The following is a 16,829-nucleotide window of genomic DNA, read 5'->3' on the forward strand; positions in this document are numbered from 1 at the left end:
CGACGCCGACGCCCGCGCCCATCACCGTGCCGGCGACGACGCGGGAGTCCGGGGAGCGGGGGCTCCCTGCCGAGTCCGTGGAACCTGCCCGGTCAGCCGGTTCGCCGGCGTCGGCAGGGCCGGCCGGGTCGGAGAGGCCGCGGGGGCAGCAGGCCGGGGGCCGTCGTCCCGTCCCGGGCGGAGTGTGGCTGGGCGATCTCCCCGAAGCGGTCGAACCGCTGATCGGCGTCGCCCCGGACACCTTCCTCCTGGGCGTCGGCTCGCCCGCCCACCCCACGCTGCCCACCCCCGAACTCCTGGACCGGGTGCCGACGGACGCGGCGGACCACACGCACCTCCTCCTGGCCGCCCCGTGGGCCGCCCCGTCCGACCTCGTCGCCATGACGGCGGCCCTCGCGGACCGCCTCGACCGCACGGTACGGGCGGCGATCGGCCTGCCCGTACGGACGGCGGACGACCACGCCACCACCTATCTCGACGGCCGCGGCGCACCCACCTGGCAGCCGCCGCTGCTCGCACTCGCCGCCTCCCCGGTCCACCACCGCGTCGTGCCGTCCGCGTGGCTGGAGCCCTCGGGACCCGAGGGGACCGCCCCGGCCGTGTACGCGTGCCCGGACGCCGAAGGCTGGGCCCTGGAGCTCGTACCGGCGGGAGTCTGGCTGCGCCCCGCGGCCCCGGTCCGGGACACCCGCCCCCGGACATGGCGTCCCGACCCGTCCCACCCCGCCCTGATCGTGGGCGACGGGGAACGCCCGGTGGACCCCGTGCTCCGGGACGTACTGCCCGGCCTGCCGGCCGTGCTGCCGGACCTGGGCGCGACGGAGCCGTACGGTCTGCTGCTCCACGGCGACGCGACCGACGAGGACCGCCTCCGGCTCTGGGCCGAGGAACGGAACCTCCGCTGGCTGGGCTCCACGGGTTCCCACCCGCCGCCGGCGCGTGAGGCCGCCGCCGGCCCGGTTGCCGTGCTCACGCCCGTGCCCGTGCCCGAATCGGTCCCTGCGACCCCGAACGCTCCGGCGCTCGCCCCCGGCGCCTCGGAGGAACCGGAGTCGCCCGTGGAGGAGACAGCGGCGGCGCCGGCCCGGCAGACCCCGGAGGGCCGGGTTCCTCCCGAGGTCCCCGTCGTCCCGCCGGTGCCGGTCCCCTCCTCGACGCCGGACGGCCCGCCGAAGTCCGTCGTCCACGCGCCGACGCCGGGCGGCCGCAGCGGCCCGGACGACCGGGCGGCCCTGCGGGAACTCCTGGGCGAGAAGTACCACATCCTGGCCGGCAAGGCGGAGTTGCTGGCCTCGCGGCTTCCGTCGCTGCGCTCGCCGGCGCAGGAGGGCCTCAAGCCGGATCTCGTGGCCATCGCGCTCTACCAGGCCGACGCGTCGGACCCGGGGTCCCGCGCGGGTCTGGCCGAGGCGGGGGGGGGGGGGGGGGGCGGGGGTCCCCCCCCCCCCCCCCCCCTCTCTCCCCCCCCCCCCCCCCTCCCCCCCCCCCCCCCCCCCCCCCCCCCCCCCCCGGACCCTTCACCCCGCTCCTGCGCTGTCTGGAATCGGGCCTGCGCCGCCTCCCCGGGCACTACGGGGCGGTCATGCTCGCGGTGCCGGCCGAGCGGGTGCCGCTGGACCGGTACGTGCCGGGCGCGGTCCTCGTCGAGCCCGCGGCGGTGGCGACGGTCCCCGCGTGCGACGTGGAGCTGGAAGGCACGGTCGAGTTCGGCATCTGGTCCACCACCGGCCGCCGTACGTCCGTCTTCGCCGGCTCCGACGACGAACCGGAAGTGGTCTTCCCTCCGGGCACGGCCTTCTCGGTCCTGGACCTCCACCTGTCGGAGGACGACACGGCGCCGATCCGCGTCCTTCTCCGCGAGATCTCCCCCGCGGAGACCGAAGGCCCCGACGACCGCTCCCGCAAGCGCGACGAACAGGCCCGCACCCGCCTGACGGACTGGTTCGCCCGCCGGGACATGCTGGAGCCCTCCGACCGCCGCCCGCTCCCGCACCCCACCCGCTTCCACGTGGCCCCGGGAGGCTCCCTGGGCTGAGGGCCGCGTGGTGGCGGCGATGTCCCGCACACCGGCGCACGCCTCTCGGGAGCCGGCGGGAGAGGTGGGGGCGTGGCGTGGTCGGCGGGCACGGCGATCGTCAGCCGAGCAGGGCCCTCGGGTCGAAGGTCACCCGGATGCGGGTGATCCTCCCGTCCTCCACGTGCGTCCAGTTGGCCGTCGGGGTCGGCGGGGCGCCGGTGGTGTGCAGGTCGAACCAGGTGATCACGTCGGTGTCGTCCGCGACGCGCGCCTGCACGTCGATCCGCTCCAGGATCTGTCCCAGGCCGCGCAGGCCGTCCAGACACTCCTCCACGCCGGACGCGCGGCCGAGTGTCCCGACGAAGTCGACGTCGTCGGCCAGCAGGCCGCGGAGGGTGCCGAAGTCGCCCGCCTGCCACGCGGCGAAGTACTGCTCTGCGATCTGTTCCGGAGTGCTCATGCGACCAAGGGTTCCGGAGAGTGATCCATACGTCCAACAGATGATCCGGATGATGCGTATCATCCATGGTGATGGAACTGCACCAGCTGCGCTATCTCACCGCGGTCGTGGACGAGGGGACGTTCACCGCCGCGGCCGCCCGCCTGCACGTCAGTCAGTCGGGGATCAGCACACAGATCGGGAAACTCGAACGAGAGCTGGGACAGCGGCTCCTGGAGCGTTCGGGGCGCCGCGTCCTGCTGACGGCGGCGGGTGAAGCGGTGCTGCCGCTCGCCCGCGAAGTGCTGGAGACGCTCGACACCATCGAGCACACGGCGTCCCGGTTCGCGCAGGGCGTCCGGGGACGAGTGCGCCTCGGCATGATCGCCGGCTGCTCCGTCCCCGCCTTCCTCGACGCCGTCGCCGACATCGGCCGCACCCACCCCGACATCACCCTGAGCCTGCACGAGGACGACTCCCGCGCCCTGCGCGCACAGGTCCTCACCCGCTCGCTCGACCTCGCCCTGGTCGCCTTCGCCGGGGGGACCGAACCCGATCCGGACATCGACGTGATCATCGACGAACCGATCGCCGCGGTGGTGCCCGAGGGACATCCGACCGCCCGCGCGTCCCTGCGGCTGGCCGACCTCCAGGGCGAGAAGGTGCTCTGCCTGCCGCACGGCACGGGCATCCGCGAGGCCTACGAACGGTCGTGCGCCGCCGTCGGCCTCCCGCCACGCGTGGACATCGAGGCCAGTGCGCCGCAGACCCTCCTCGGCCTCGCCCGCCGCGGCGCCGGCATCGCCGTCCTGAGTCCCTCCTCCGGCGCCGGACCCGGCACCCGCACCGTGCCCCTCACCGACGCCGCCACCCACGCCTGCCTCGGCCTGGCCGTGCGCCCCGACCAGCGTTCCCCGGCAGCCCGCCTCGTCCTGACCCGCCTCCGCGCGGCGCTCGTGCCCTGATGCCGGGGGAGGTCCCGCTCCTGGGCACGACGGGCCCCGCTCAGTTCAGCTGTTCGGCGAGCCCCACGATGATGCCCTCCGGGCCGCGGACGTAACAGAGCAGATAGACGTCCTCGAACCGGGCGATCTCCCCGAGGAGTTCGGCGCCGTGCGGGCGGAGGCGGGCGACGGTGTCCTCGATGTGGTCGACGGCGAACATGACGCGGTGCGTGCCCAGGACGTTGTGCGGGCGGTCGCGCGGCTCGGGGATGATCGGCGCCGGATTGAGGTACTTCGCCAGTTCGAGCCGGCTGTGGCCGTCCGGGGTCCTGACCATCGCGATCTCGCAGCGGACGCCGTCGAGTCCGGTGCACTGGTCGGCGAAGAGGCCCTCGACCTCTCCCCGCCCCTCCAGTTCCATGCCGAGCTCCAGGAAGAACGCGACGGCCGCGTCCATGTCCTCGACGACGATGCCCACGTTGTCCATCCGCTGAATCGCCATGCCGATGTCTCCTTCTTCTCCGTGCTGCCGGTGTGACCGCCGATTGTTCCCGGGACGGAGCGGCAGCGGCGTTCTCGACATCCGCGGACCATGAAACTCCGGAGAATCCGGATCCGGACAGCCCGTCGCCGTGTCGGCAGCTGAGGCAACGCGCACGCACCCAGCAGGGTTTGAGTAGCGCTACTCAGGTGCCGGCAGCCGCCCCCGACAGATGATCGAACCGTCGCCGACACGGTGCAGCCCATCCGCTCAGGAGGAATCGATCATGCGAGACAGCCGCCCCCGCGCCCTCGTCCGCCTCTCGTTCGCCAACCCGGCCTCGCTGGTCTACCTCGGCCTGGTCGCCGTCGCGGCCCTCCCCATGGCGTTCGCCTCGCTGAACGACGACTCCGGCTTCGCGGCCGTCTGGGTCCTCCTGCTGACCGCGCCCACCAGCATGCTGCTACTCCTCCCCGACGTCGCGAACGGCGACTCCGGCCTTGCCACCGCGTACTTCATCGCCGCCCTGGCCCTCTCCGCCCTGTTCCACGCCTGCCTCCTCGGCCTCGCCTACCGGGCACTCCGCGGAAACCCGGCCCGCCAGGCCCGCGCCGGCGCATGAGACCCTCCACCCCGGCCATGTGGTCGTCGGCACCTGGTGGACGCCGCGTCAGGGCGTGGAGGTCCCCGTCGTCACGGCCTGCCAGGTGCCCCCGTCCACCCGGTAGACGGTCACGGGGCGGTGGACGGGGTCGCCGTCGCCGTCGAAGGCGACGGGGCCGGTGACGCCGTCGAAGGCCAGCTGTTCGACGGCCGGCGGCAGTTTCGCCCGGGTGTCGCCGGCGAGGGTGCCGCCCTCGGACTTCGCGACGGACCTGACCGCTTCGATGAGGGCCCAGGTCGCGTCGTAGGCGTAGGGGCCGTACCAGCCGGGTGGCTGGGCGTAGCCGGCCTTCTCGTAGCGGGCGAGGAAGTCGCGTCCGGCCGGGGAGCCGGTGGCCGGTGCGCCGATCTGGGTCGCGAGGTCGCCGTCGGCCTGGGGGTTGCCGGTGAGGTAGGACTGGTCGAAGATGCCGTCGCCGCCCATGAGGGGGACGGTGACGCCTGCCTGCTTGAGCTGCCGGGACAGCGGGGCCGCGGTGTCGTAGTAGCCGCCGAAGTAGACGGCTTCGGCCCCGGAGGAACGCACCCGGAGGGCGAGGCCGGCGAAGTCGCGTTCCGCGGGGTCGACTTGCTCGGTGCCGACGACGGTTCCGCCGAGCTTCCTCCAAGCCGCGGTGACGCCGGAGGCGACGGCGGCGCCGTGGGGGCCGGCGTCGTCGACCACGTAGAGCTTGGTCTTCCCGGCGTCGTGCAGGTACCGGGCGGCGAACGGCCCCTGGTCGACATCCGTGCCGACGGTCCGGAAGTAGGTCCGGTGCGGACGGCCTCGGGTGCCCCTGGCCCAGTCGGGGCCCAGTGTCAGCGCGGGGTCGGTGTTGCCCGGTGACACGTTGACGACGCCCGCGCGGGCGAGCGCCGGCACCATGGTGCGGGCGACCGTGGAGTTGAGCGGGCCGACGACGCCGACCAGCTTGTCGTCGGACACGAAGCGGGCGGCGAAGGACGCGCCCTTGGCGGGGTCCGCCTCGTCGTCCACGACCGTGAGCTCGAAGGTGACGCCGGGGACGTGCCCGGTCTCGTTGGCGGTCCTGACCGCCAGTTCCGCGGAGTTCCTCACACCGGCGCCCATCGAGGCCAGCCCGCCGCTGAGGGGCGCGTCCAGCCCGATCCGCACCGTGACGGAGGACGCCGCCGGCCCGCTGCCGCCGGCCCCGCCGCCCCGGGGGGCGTCGTCACGTGTGAGGGACCACGTCAGCAGGGAACCCGCGGCGAGCACGGCGAGCGCCGTCCCCAGGACCGCGGAGCGCCGGGTGAGGCCCCGCCCTCCCGCGGGCGCCCGCTCTGCCCGCTCCGGGGGAACCGCCGCGCCCCGCGTGGGCGGCTGCCCGTCCGGGGTGTCCGGGGGTACGACGACGGGCGGCGCCGTCGGCGGGTCCGGCACGGGGCGGGGCGCGCGGCCCGCGCCCGGCCCGGAGGAGTCCGGGACCGTGGGGGTCGGTACGGACGGCGTCGGCGCGGGAGGCTGCTTCGGCATCGTGGGGAGGGAGGACCGCTCCACCCCCGCGTCCGGTGGCGAAGCCGCCTCAGGACCGGGGGAGGGAGCCGGAGCAGAACCGTCGTCCGGTCCGGTCTCCCGCGCCGGGCCCGGTCCGTGGCCCGCGTCGGTACCGGTCGGGGCGGAACGCAGTACGTCCCCGAGCATCGCCGCGGCCTCCGCGGCGGCCACGCGCTCCGCAGGATCCTTGGTGAGCAGCGCGTCCAGCAGCGGCGCGAGGGGGCCCGCGTGGACCGCGGGCCGGTGGGGGCGGGTGAACACGGCCACGGCGAGGGCGTGGAGACCCTCCGCCTCGAACGGAGGGTGTCCCTCGACGGCGTGGTACAGGGTGGCGCCCAGGGCCCACAGGTCGTTGGCCGGGGTCGGGCGCTTGCCGTCCAGCTGCTCCGGCGGCATGTACTGCGGCGTGCCGATGACGATCCCGCTGTGGCTCAGCTTGGTCGTGGCGTCGGCGAGATGGGCGATGCCGAAGTCGGTCAGGACGACGCGGTCCTTGGCCAGGAGGACGTTGTCCGGCTTGATGTCGCGGTGGACGATCCGCGCCGCGTGCGCCTCGGTCAGGGCGTCGAGCACGGCGGCGCCGATCTCCGCCACGCGCCGTACGGGCAGCCGGCCGTGGCTGCGGATCGCCGCGGCCAGGGACTGGCCGCGGACCAGCTCCATGACGATGACCGGGGCGCCGCGATGCTCCACGACGTCATGGACGGTGATGACCCCCGGGTGGCTGAGAGTGACCGCCGCGCGTGCCTCGCCGGTGAACCGCCTGAGCAGCGCCTCACGGTCGGCCTCGTCCATCCCCGGAGGGAAGAGGATCTCCTTGACGGCGACCTCGCGGCCGAAGAGCTGCTGGTCCAGGCCGCGCCAGACCCGGCCCATCCCGCCCTGGCCGATGCGTTCGACCAGCTGGTACCGGCCGGCGATGAGTTCGTGGTGGTGCTCCGTCACGCGCACACTCTAGAACCTGTCGGGCCGGTCAGGTGACGGAAAGACGGCTTGATCACGCCCCTGGAGACGAAGGGGCCGGGCGGCGGCCATCGGCCGCCGTCACGACCGTCGCCGGGCCCGCCGGCCCGACCCGCGTCACGACGTGCCCATGGCCGGCGTCACGGCCCGCGCCAGAGGTTCGCGAAGGCCGCGTTCTCGATGGTCCGCCGCTGGCGGACGGCCTCCAGTTCCATGACCGCGTCGTGCACGGCGGCGACCACGGCCGTCACCGCGTCGTCGTCGAGCCCCGGCTCCTCGTCGGACGGTTCGCCACCGATCCCCACGACCGAGGCGAGGGCCGTCAGAACGGGTTCCCGCCGTTCCCAGCGGTCGACGGCCCCGTGACGCGCCGGGGTGTCGACCGCCTCCACGCGCCGCGCGCCGAACGACAGGCGGCCGACGGCCTTCGGCGTCAGCTCACCGTCCTCCTCCAGCGCCGTCTGGTAGGTGGCCGCGAGGTCCTTGCCCCGACGCCACAGCCAGTCCTCGACACGCTCGTACGGCGTCCGGCGGACGATCCGCGCGCCCGCCTCGCCGAGGAGCCGGTCGCCGGGGGCCGGCGCCTCGCCCGGCGCGAGGACGTCGCCGTCCAGGGCGAGGACCCCGGCACCGAGGAGGTCGATCAGCTCGGCACCCGCGAGCGCGAGCGACAGGTCCCCCTGTCCGACGGCCCGCTCCCGCCCGGAGTCCATCGCGACGATGAACAGGTCTTTCGCCGTGGTCATGAACGGCTCCCCTCGGAGACATCGACGAAGGCGCGCCCCGCCCGCTGCCCGGCCCAGGAGGCCGTCGCCGCTCGTGCACGCCGCCCTTGCCAGTATCGTCCCGTCCGGTCGCTCCCGTCACGGAGTCCGCCGAATCGCGATCAACGGGTGTCCCCGCGCACAGGGGGCGAGGCGGTCGGGGGTGACCCGCGCCCGAAGCCACCTCGTCCCTCACGGCAGGGCGATGTCCCCCCTCGACGCGGCGTGCTGTTTCCGCATGATCCGGGCCACGTGGTGCTCCACGGTGCGGGTGGACAGCACGAGGCTCTCGGCGATGTCCCGGTTGGCGCGCCCCTGGACGACCAGACGGGCCACCTCCTCCTCGCGCGGGGACAGCCGGTCGCCGTAGCCGAGACGGCCCCGGCGGTGCGTGGTGACGATCGCGTGGCGGCGCAGAAGCCGCTGGCAGCGGGCGACGTCCCAGCGGGCGCCCAGCCGCCGGTAGACCTCCACGACGTCCTGGACCCCCTGGGCGGCCGCCTCTCCGTGCAGGTCGAGCAGACAGCGCCCGCGGGCCTCCGCGGCGCGGGCGGCGTCGAGCGGGCGGTCGAGGAGCCGCCACCGCTCCTCCGCCTCCGCCAGCAGGGCGACGGCCTCGTCGGGCCGGCCCGCGGCCTCCGCGAGCAGCGCCCGGCACACGGTGAGCGCCGCGCGGGCGGCGGGCGCGTCGGTGTCCGCGGAGCCCGCGGCGAAGTCGGCGACGAGCCGCCGGGCCCGCGCCGTACGGCCGCTGCCGTGGAGGGCCTCCACCGCCACGGGCAGCACCTCGCTCGCCCACACCCAGCCCCGCGTCCGTTCGATCCGGCGCAGTACGTCCTCCACGGCCTCGCACGCCTGCCCGGGCCGTCCCGCCTCCAGGTGGACGCGGGCCGTGGCGGCGGCCGACGAGGTGAGGATGAAACCCGTGTCGTAGCAGGCGGTGCGGGCGGCCTCCGCGAGGTCGTGGCGGGCCCGGGGGACGTCGCCGAGCACGTGCAGCGACGTCAGCGCGCGCACCAGCATCGCCTCGGCGGTCAGGTCGGGTATCTCCCGGTAGAGCCGGGCGGTGCGGTCGGCGGCCGCGTGCAGACCGTCCCAGCGGCCGCCGTGCCAGGCGAGGACCAGCCGGGCGGTCTCGACGAGCCCTTCCAGGTACGGACTGCTGCTGTCGGCGAGACCGGCGACGGCCCGGTCGAGGAAGTCCCGCGCCCGCGTGCCGTGTCCGAGCGCGCTGGCCGCGTGCGCCAGGTTGGTCCAGCCCCGGGCGTGGTGCGCGGCCTCCATCGCGGATGCGGCGGGCCCGCGCAGCGCCTCCGCGGCGTGCCAGGCGCGCGGGTCGCCCACGAGCATCAGGGCGGTGGCCCGGTTGGCGGCGATGGCGGCCCGCGCGACCGGATCGGTGACCTGCTCCGCGAGAGCCTCTCCGCGGTCCAGCCAGTGCCGGTGCCGGTCGACGGGCCAGCCCTGGATGGAGGGGATGGCGGCGACCGCCATGGCCCGCGCCGCGGTCTGCGGATCGGACGCCTCCAGGTCGGGAATGGCGCGGGCGACCTCTTCGAGGCTGTCCAGCGCCCCTCCGGTCTGGTTGCGCAGGACCACACTGAGGTGCAGCCGGATCTCGCCCCGCAGGCGAGGCGGCGGATCGTCCTCGTCGAGGACCGTGCGCACGGCGGCCACCACCTGCTCGCCGGCCCGCGCCAGTTGGGCGGTGCGGGCCAGCTTCGCGGCGGTGCGCACCCGTCCCCCGGCCCGCGGGTCCTCCTCGACGGCCCGGGTGTACAGCCGGGTGGCGGTGGCGTAGTCGCCGGTGGCCGCCGCGCGATCGGCGGCCACCACCAGACACCTCAGCCCCTCGCGTACCTGTCCGGCGGCCGTGTACAGCCGGGCGAGATCGACCAGGGGCACCGGCCCGTCACCTCCACGGTGCAGGACGCGGGTCGCGCGCAGACCGAGCCGTGCCACCCGCGGACCCGGCACCCGCGCCAGCGCGGCCCGGCGGTCCAGCGGGTGCCGGAAGGACAGCGACGCCCCTTCGGCCCGGAGCACGGACCGCCGTACGCACGCGTCGACCGCCGCCGCCGCCGGCCCGGGGGGACACTCCGCCACCTCGGCGAGGACGCCCACGGAGGCCGGCCGGTCGAGCACCGCCGCCGCCTCGACGATCCGCCACGCGTCCGCCGTGAGGGGCGCGCACCGACGGGCGAACTCCCGGGCCACCCGCCCCGGCACCCCCGCCTCCCGCACGGCCGCCGGCGCCGCGCCCCCTCCCGTGCCCTCCTCTCCGTCGGCCGACAGCAGCTCCCCGGTGTCGTCGAGGAGAGCGCCGGCGGCTCCGGGCAGGCCACCGGACAGCTCGTGCACGAGCGCCGCGAGCTCCGGCACCTCCTCCGGCCGCACCCGCGGGCACCGCGCCGCCCACAGGCGGACGAACTGCTCCGTCTCCTCCGGACCCCAGGGGCGTACCCGGATCTCCTCGTACCGCCCCGCGGCCGGGGTACGGACGCCGAGGACCGGCAGCCCGGGGGCGGCGTCCTCGGTCACGACCAGGCGCAGGCCGGCGGGCAGGTCGCCGGTCAGCCGGTCGAGCAGCCCGAGCGTCGCGGCGTCGGCGAGGTGGACGTCCTCCAGGACCAGCACGGTGTCACCGAGCGAGGCGAGCAGCGCGCTCACCGCTCGGGGCAGCAGTCCCCGGCGCACCTCCGGGTCCGCGGCCGAGGCGGGCGGGTCCGGCAGGCGGTCGGCCACCTCGGGCACGACGAGCCCCACGACCCCGGCGACCGTGGGCATCCGCCCGGCCGGGCCGGGAGCGTAGGGGAGTTGGGCCAGGGCCGAGGTGACGGCCTCGAAGGGCAGCGGCTCCGCGCCGTCCGGGCACCTTCCGCGCAGCTGGGTCCACTCCGCGAACTCCGCCCCGCCGAGCACCTCGTCCACCAGCCGCGACGTCCCGGCCCCGGCCTCCCCGCGCATGACGACGACCCCGCGCCCCGCGCGCAGGGCCGCCCGGAACCGCCGTGCCTCCTCGTACCGGCCGACGAACCCGGGCCCCTCGGACCGCACTTCGCCGTGTGGCGCATCGAAGGGACGTCTCTCCACGGCTCCGCCTTTCGCCGGTCACGCACCCGGTGGCTCCGTCGGACGTCGTGGCGGCCCCCGGGGGACCGGACTCCACGCCTCGCAGTGCGGGCGTGGCCGCGGCGTCCGTCGGGCAGGTGGGTCTACCCGCAGGTGGTCTACCGGCAGCGGGGCCGCCGTCGCAATAGGGGGCGACTACCCAGGGAATGCCGCCGCCCCCCGTGGTCTCCGCCGGACGACGGGCAGCGACCGCCGTCCCCACTCTTTGGGTAGCGCTACGCATTGCTGGCCTCCTCCCGGGTGACCCAAGCTCTGGGCGGTCCGGTCGCGCCGTCCCCGTCCACCACGGTCCCCAACCGCCGGAGGCACGGGGTGGCAGCACCCCACGCAGTCGTACGGCGCGACCGGGTCCGTGCGCCGCGGAGCCCGCTCCGTACGCCACGTCACCCCGTCCCGCCGTCCCGGGCGCCGCCACCACAGGCGCCCGAACGACCGCCTCCGGCCGACGGATCGTCACGGTCCGCACCCAGACCGCCGTCTCGGCCGACCGGCGGCCACCCTCCGGGCGCGCCCTCCCACCCCTGACGGAGCGCGCCCGGAGCCACCGACGGAACGGATGCCGCCCCTCCGGACGCAGTGCCCGGTCCGGACACCTCCCACGAAGGAAGCAGTCATGGAGTTCGACGCTCGCGCCCTCCGGCGCCTGCTCGCCATCAGTACCAGTGCCGCCTTGCTCGCCGTGGCCTCCGCGACCACCGCGGCCACGGCCGCGCCCACACCGCCCGGCGGCGGGGAGAACCGCATCGTCGGCGCGGACCGGCCCGGCGCGGTCGAAGGCTCCTACATCGTCACCTTCAAGGGCTCCGTCACCCCGGCCGACGTGCCCGCCTCCGCCCGCGCCCTGGCCAAGCGCCACGCCGGCAGCCTGCGCTACACCTACACCGCCGCCCTGCGCGGCTTCGCCGTCCGCATGACGGAGAGCCAGGCCCAGGAACTGGCCGCCGAGCCCAGCGTGGCCCGCGTGGAGGCCGACGGCGTCGCCTACGCGGTCGACACCCAGCCCTCGCCGCCCTCCTGGGGCCTGGACCGCGTCGACCAGCGCAGCCTTCCCGTCGACAAGAGCTACACCTACGGCACCACCGCCTCCAACGTGAACGCCTACATCGTGGACACCGGCATCCGCATGAGCCACCGCGACTTCGGCAACCGCGCCGTCAGCGGCTACGACTTCATCGACAACGACTCCAACGCCTCCGACTGCCAGGGGCACGGAACCCATGTCGCGGGCACCGTCGGAGGCGGCTCCTACGGCGTCGCCAAGGGCGTCAAGCTCATCGGCGTCCGCGTGCTGAACTGCCAGGGCACCTCCGGCGACACCTGGGCCCCGGTCCTCGCGGGCATCGACTGGGTCACCAAGAACGCCGTCAAGCCCGCCGTGGCCAACATGAGCATCGGCGGCGGAAAGACCCAGTCGGTGAACGACGCGGTCGCGGCCTCGATAGCCTCCGGCGTCACCTGGGTCGTCGCGGCCGGCAACAACAACGCCGACTCCTGCTCCTACTCCCCGTCCTCCACCCCGTCGGCCATCACGGTCGGCGCCACCAACAGCCGCGACGCCCGCGCCACCGGCTGGTCCAACGGCCAGGGCTCCAACTACGGCACCTGCCTGGACATCTTCGCGCCCGGCGACAGCATCGTCTCCACCTCCAACTCCGGCGACACCGCCTCCCAGACGATGAGCGGCACCTCCATGGCCGCCCCCCACGTCGCCGGCGCGGCCGCCCTGCTGCTCGCCGCCAACCCGACCTGGACCCCGGCCCAGGTCCGCGACAAGCTGGTCGCCGACGCCACGCCCGACAAGGTCACCGACGCCCGCACCGGCTCGCCCAACAAGCTGCTCTACACCGGCACCGGCGGCACCACCCCGCCGCCCACCGGCAAGAAGTTCGAGAACACCGACGACTACCAGATCCGCGACAACGCCACCGTCGACTCCCCGCTGACGGTCACCGGAGTCACCGGCAACGCCCCCTCGAACCTCGCCGTCACCGTCGACGTCCGCCACACCTACCGCGGCGACGTGAGGCTGGAACTCGTGGCCCCCGACGGCACCGCCTTCGTCCTCAAGGACTACAACTCCGACGACAGCGCCGACAACATCCAGGGCACCTTCACCGTCAACGCCTCCGGCGAGTCCGCCGACGGCACCTGGAAGCTCCGCGCCACCGACAACTGGACCAACGACACCGGCTACGTCAACGCCTGGTCGCTCCAGTTCTGACCCGCCGGCCTCCCGCGTGAAGCGGGTCCCCGCCCCGGCGGCGGCCCGGTTCCCGGCGCACTCCGCCGTGAACCGGGCCGCCGCGCCGCGTTCCGGGATCAGCGCCCGGAGATGCGGACCACCCCGGTCTCCGTGCCCTGGTAGAGCGTGCCGTCCGGAGCGGCGGTCCCCCGCATCTGCAGGGGGTTGTACACCAGCCCTATGCCCAGGTAGGAGCTGCTCAGCAGGCTGCCGGTGGCCGGATCGACGACGGCGTGGTGGTACTGGGCGAAGGTGTTCAGGCCGGCACTGCCGGTGGGACCGGTCACGGAGACGGTGTAGATCTTCCCGTCCGCCAGCGAGAGGCGGGGCAGCGCGGCGGACTTCACCGGACTGTTCCACACCACCGCGCACCCCGTCCCCCGCGCGTCGACGTCGATCCGGCTCAGACCGCCGTCGAAGTTCGCCGAGGAGGGCTGACTCGCCGGAGCGCCCTCGGGCAGGGCCGGGTAGGGGTAGCCGTACGTGTTGGTCACGAAGACGCTCCGGCCGGAGGCGATCACGGCGTCCTCCGTGCCGCTGCGGGCGTACTGCGTGAGCACGGGGACGCGGCAGACCGGCTCGGGCCCACCGGACACCCGGTAGACGAGCAGGTTGCCGTGCGGGTCGGCGTTGTCGACGATGGTGACGTACTCGGTGCCGTCCTCCGGCCCGAAGAACGCGGGGGTGGTGCCGGTGCCCCAGCTCAGCTGACCGGGCTTGCGGGCCGGCCCCCGGTCGTAGGGGGCCCGCCACTCCACGACGGGCGTGCCGTCGGGACCGGCGCTCAGCAGGTAGAGGGCGTGGTCGGTGGCGACCGCGGTGCGCCCCGGGACGGTGGAGATGCTGTTCTGGACGCCCTCGCCCGTACGGATGGTGCGCACCGCGCCGGTGCCGGTGTCGGCGGTCCCGATCACCCCACCGCTGGTGGCGAACCAGACCCTGCCGTCCCAGGCCGGCGTGAGGCCCACGATGTCGTCTCCCGGGGGCACGGCGGCGCCGAGCGGGGTGGACTCGTCGACGCGCAGGGTCCAGCCGGACCCGGTGCGGTGATGACCGATGCGGACGAGGTCGTCGTTCCCGTCGACGACGACGAGACGGTCGGCGTTGTCGAGGTAGGCGTAGACACCGCCGAAGAGGGCGCCCTTGGGCAGGGCGAGCGAGGCCAGGTCCGCTCCGGTGTCGGGATCGAGCAGGTGCACCGTCGGCGTCTGGCCGAAGAGGGTGGTGCAGAGCGAGACGACGTAGCCGTCGCTGCCGACCACCACGGTGGGGCAGGCCGACGCGAGCGCCGTACGGGAGTAGTCGACCTTGCCCGTTCCGGGGCCGGGGTAGGGCGTGGTGCCGCTGGAGGCGCTGTCCCCGTGCATGGTCGCGGCGCCGTTGGCCGCGGTGGCCGGGTTCTGCGGCGGCTGCGGACCGTACGCGAAGGCCCGGTCGGCGGCCGAGGCGCCCCCGAGGCCGACGGCGCTCAGGGCCACGGCGAGGGAGAGGGCGAGCACGGCGAGGCGCCCGCCCGCAGGCAGGGAGGTCGGCATCAGAGGTCCTCAGGAAGGGGGAGGGGGAGGACTGCGGGGCACTCGGCCGCAGCGGTGACGCGCGGCACGGACGGCGCCGGGATGCCGGTGCCGCGGCCCCGCAGGAGGCCGACATCGTGGGATCGGTCCAGGGGGGCGGCGACGCCGGGGGTGAAGGCCCCGCCCGGTTCCGGGGGCGGTTGCCCCCGGAACGCTCTCAGGCCGTGACGCTAGCCCCCGCCCGCCCCTCCTGGACGGGCTCCGGGCACCCTGCCACGACCTGTTCATGCAGTTCACGCGCCCGCAGCACGCGTGCAACACGGTGGCCTGAGGACGGCGGGGGGTGACCGGACGGGCACGGGCCCGGGCGGGTACGCGGACCGGTCACGCCCCGGGGGTCAGATCCGTGTCGACAGGGGGACGGTGATCTGCTTCAGCCAGGAACCGGCGGAGAAGTCACGTGCCCTGACGACGACGCGGTCCCGGTGGACCTCGACCTGGAGACCCTGGTTGAACGTGCCGGGGACGGACACCTCCCCGCCCTTTCCGTCGTCCGTGTAACCGGTCTGCACGGCACCGGTGTTGATCACGGAGAACCCGTCCAGGTTGGCGGTGCCGGGCACGACCCTGCGGACGTACCAGTCGGACAGGCCCAGGTCCCAGTGCGTGTGTCCGCAGAAGAGGAAGACGTCGCGATGGCGGCCCAGGATCCCCAGGAGCCGGTCCGCCTGGAGGTAGTCGCGCGAGTAGAGCTGGTTGTGGCTGCCGGACACCGTGTTGGGGAGCGGGTGGTGGGTGACGACCATGACGGGCTTGCGGTGGCGGGCCCAGTACGCGAGACGCTGTTCGAGCCAGGCGAACTGCGCCTCGCTGATCCACACCTCGTCCCACAGCTTGGGGTCGTGGTAGTGCATGTACTTCTCGGTGCCGAGGCTGAGCACGGGAACGCCGCCGAAGGAGTGCTCGGCGTACACGGTGTTGCGGCCGGCGAACCCGTAGAAGCTCCTGAACAGCGAGTCCTCGGTGGCGCCGTTGGGCCAGGTGGCCTGGGCCAGCGTCGCCGGGTCGAGCCACTTGGGCACGTAGAACTCGTGGTTGCCGATGGCCCAGGCGACCGTCCTCGGCCGGGTGTGCCGGGCGAGTTCGGTGGAGACCGCCGCGTACTCGGCGTCGTACCCCCGCGGCGTGATGTCACCCGCGACGGCCAGCCCCGAACTCCGCGGATTGGTGCGGTTCATGTCCTCCAGCGCCACACCGAGGTCCCGGAGGTCGCCCTGGATGTCACTGATGACGTTGAACGTGGTGACGGGCCTCCTGGCACCGGTGTGCGCGGGCGCCGCCGCGCCCGCCGGTATCTGGGAGGCGGCGACCGCGCCCACCGCCCCTGTCGCGACGGTGAGCAGAGATCTGCGATCCACGGAGTTTCCTCTCGTACGGGCGGCGGTCACCTCCGGGCGCTTGTGGCATCCCGTCGGCTCAGGACCCGCGCCCCCGTGTCCTGAAACCACCGCTCTGTGAACTAGACCCGTTATGGATACGCAATCTGGACCACCGTTCCCCCGCGTCCGGATGGCCACGGAATGAACGAATCCGGACGGGTGCTCCGCGCGAGGCCGGGGCCCGCCGAGCCGTCTCCTCACGGGGACTGTCGCCAGGGCCGTTTGTTCGAGCCGTCACGGGCAAGACGGGGCCCATGAGAGGCATCGACTCCGTCATCAGAACCGTGGCCCACGTGTTCGCGGGCATCCTGGTCGCCTGGATACTCCTGGACCTGCTGGACGCCAACAGGGGCAACACCGTCGTCGGCTGGTTCCACTCGGCGGCCGACTGGCTCGCCGCCTGGTCGATCGGGCTCTTCGACGTCGCCGGGCACACCCTCCAGGTGCTCCTCGACTACGGCATCCCCGCGATCGTCTACGTGGCGATCGCGAACATCCTCGCCAGCAGGGCGTTCGCCCGGGCCTAGGCGATGTCTCGCGGATCACGCCGGGTCCTGCCCGACACGGCGCCCGACGGCACGGACGTGACCGGCGAGAACCGAACCAGACGACCTGGGCCGACCTGTCGGGGGGGGGGGGGGGGGGCCGGCTGGTCCGAAAACGGCGGGGTTGGGACGGAGGGGCGATGCCGTGAGCACCACCGGGACTCTCTAGGGGGAAGCACCCTTCCTTGGGA

12 protein-coding genes are annotated in these 16,829 nt (G+C 74.5%); 5 read left to right on the forward strand and 7 right to left on the reverse strand.

Annotation, left to right across the window (positions count from 1 at the left end; genetic code table 11):
* The first annotated feature begins 1,582 nt into the window (after positions 1 to 1,582).
* Complete coding sequence (locus ACZ60W_RS29000; RefSeq protein ID WP_469758341.1) at positions 1,583 to 2,035, forward strand: hypothetical protein; 453 nt, start codon at positions 1,583 to 1,585, stop codon at positions 2,033 to 2,035.
* A 100-nt stretch (positions 2,036 to 2,135) separates the two neighbouring features.
* Here ACZ60W_RS29000 and ACZ60W_RS29005 read toward each other — a convergent pair whose 3' ends face one another.
* A complete protein-coding gene (locus ACZ60W_RS29005) occupies positions 2,136 to 2,477 on the reverse strand; it encodes a nuclear transport factor 2 family protein (RefSeq protein WP_469758342.1) in 342 nt (113 codons plus the stop codon).
* A 71-nt stretch (positions 2,478 to 2,548) separates the two neighbouring features.
* On the opposite strand from ACZ60W_RS29005, the gene ACZ60W_RS29010 reads away from it, so the two are divergent.
* A complete protein-coding gene (locus ACZ60W_RS29010) occupies positions 2,549 to 3,421 on the forward strand; it encodes a LysR family transcriptional regulator (RefSeq protein ID WP_469758343.1) in 873 nt (290 codons plus the stop codon).
* A 40-nt stretch (positions 3,422 to 3,461) separates the two neighbouring features.
* Here ACZ60W_RS29010 and ACZ60W_RS29015 read toward each other — a convergent pair whose 3' ends face one another.
* Complete coding sequence (locus ACZ60W_RS29015; protein ID WP_469758344.1) at positions 3,462 to 3,902, reverse strand: VOC family protein; 441 nt, start codon at positions 3,900 to 3,902, stop codon at positions 3,462 to 3,464.
* Between the two features lie 265 nt (positions 3,903 to 4,167).
* Here ACZ60W_RS29015 and ACZ60W_RS29020 point away from each other — a divergent pair, with 265 nt between their 5' ends.
* The gene (locus tag ACZ60W_RS29020) at positions 4,168 to 4,503 is read left to right on the forward strand and encodes an SCO4225 family membrane protein (RefSeq protein WP_469758345.1); all 336 of its coding nucleotides are present in this window, start codon (positions 4,168 to 4,170) and stop codon (positions 4,501 to 4,503) included.
* 48 nt (positions 4,504 to 4,551) lie between these two features.
* Here ACZ60W_RS29020 and ACZ60W_RS29025 read toward each other — a convergent pair whose 3' ends face one another.
* From ACZ60W_RS29025 to ACZ60W_RS29035, 3 genes are all read right to left on the reverse strand, one after another.
* On the reverse strand, positions 4,552 to 6,984 hold the full coding sequence (locus tag ACZ60W_RS29025) for a bifunctional serine/threonine-protein kinase/ABC transporter substrate-binding protein (protein ID WP_469758346.1): 2,433 nt from the start codon (positions 6,982 to 6,984) through the stop codon (positions 4,552 to 4,554).
* A 158-nt stretch (positions 6,985 to 7,142) separates the two neighbouring features.
* On the reverse strand, positions 7,143 to 7,748 hold the full coding sequence (locus ACZ60W_RS29030; RefSeq protein ID WP_469758347.1) for a GOLPH3/VPS74 family protein: 606 nt from the start codon (positions 7,746 to 7,748) through the stop codon (positions 7,143 to 7,145).
* A gap of 210 nt (positions 7,749 to 7,958) precedes the next feature.
* Positions 7,959 to 10,859: an ATP-binding protein gene (locus ACZ60W_RS29035; protein ID WP_469758348.1), complete on the reverse strand. Its 2,901-nt coding sequence runs from the start codon at positions 10,857 to 10,859 to the stop codon at positions 7,959 to 7,961.
* A gap of 652 nt (positions 10,860 to 11,511) precedes the next feature.
* Here ACZ60W_RS29035 and ACZ60W_RS29040 point away from each other — a divergent pair.
* The gene (locus ACZ60W_RS29040; protein ID WP_469758349.1) at positions 11,512 to 13,119 is read left to right on the forward strand and encodes a S8 family peptidase; all 1,608 of its coding nucleotides are present in this window, start codon (positions 11,512 to 11,514) and stop codon (positions 13,117 to 13,119) included.
* 98 nt (positions 13,120 to 13,217) lie between these two features.
* Here the strand turns inward: ACZ60W_RS29040 and ACZ60W_RS29045 are convergent, their stop codons facing one another.
* On the reverse strand, positions 13,218 to 14,675 hold the full coding sequence (locus ACZ60W_RS29045) for a hypothetical protein (protein WP_469758350.1): 1,458 nt from the start codon (positions 14,673 to 14,675) through the stop codon (positions 13,218 to 13,220).
* A gap of 377 nt (positions 14,676 to 15,052) precedes the next feature.
* Positions 15,053 to 16,072 (reverse strand): metallophosphoesterase family protein, encoded by a 1,020-nt coding sequence (locus tag ACZ60W_RS29050; RefSeq protein ID WP_469758351.1) that lies wholly within the window; start codon positions 16,070 to 16,072, stop codon positions 15,053 to 15,055.
* A 275-nt stretch (positions 16,073 to 16,347) separates the two neighbouring features.
* On the opposite strand from ACZ60W_RS29050, the gene ACZ60W_RS29055 reads away from it, so the two are divergent.
* Positions 16,348 to 16,620 carry a hypothetical protein gene (locus ACZ60W_RS29055; RefSeq protein WP_469758352.1) on the forward strand — a complete coding sequence of 91 codons (273 nt, stop codon included), beginning with the start codon at positions 16,348 to 16,350 and terminating at the stop codon, positions 16,618 to 16,620.
* Positions 16,621 to 16,829 lie beyond the last annotated feature (209 nt).

The organism is Streptomyces sp. NPDC104202, from assembly GCF_055584185.1.

Excerpts from the sequence above, each read along its gene's own strand:
- ACZ60W_RS29010 (WP_469758343.1), top strand. The coding sequence starts at position 2,549 with ATGGAACTGCACCAGCTGCGCTATCTCACCGCGGTCGTGGACGAGGGG.
- ACZ60W_RS29045 (WP_469758350.1), bottom strand. The coding sequence starts at position 14,675 with ATGCCGACCTCCCTGCCTGCGGGCGGGCGCCTCGCCGTGCTCGCCCTC.
- ACZ60W_RS29030 (WP_469758347.1), bottom strand. The coding sequence starts at position 7,748 with ATGACCACGGCGAAAGACCTGTTCATCGTCGCGATGGACTCCGGGCGG.
- ACZ60W_RS29040 (WP_469758349.1), top strand. The coding sequence starts at position 11,512 with ATGGAGTTCGACGCTCGCGCCCTCCGGCGCCTGCTCGCCATCAGTACC.
- ACZ60W_RS29015 (WP_469758344.1), bottom strand. The coding sequence starts at position 3,902 with ATGGCGATTCAGCGGATGGACAACGTGGGCATCGTCGTCGAGGACATG.
- ACZ60W_RS29055 (WP_469758352.1), top strand. The coding sequence starts at position 16,348 with ATGAGAGGCATCGACTCCGTCATCAGAACCGTGGCCCACGTGTTCGCG.
- ACZ60W_RS29005 (WP_469758342.1), bottom strand. The coding sequence starts at position 2,477 with ATGAGCACTCCGGAACAGATCGCAGAGCAGTACTTCGCCGCGTGGCAG.
- ACZ60W_RS29000 (WP_469758341.1), top strand. The coding sequence starts at position 1,583 with ATGCTCGCGGTGCCGGCCGAGCGGGTGCCGCTGGACCGGTACGTGCCG.
- ACZ60W_RS29020 (WP_469758345.1), top strand. The coding sequence starts at position 4,168 with ATGCGAGACAGCCGCCCCCGCGCCCTCGTCCGCCTCTCGTTCGCCAAC.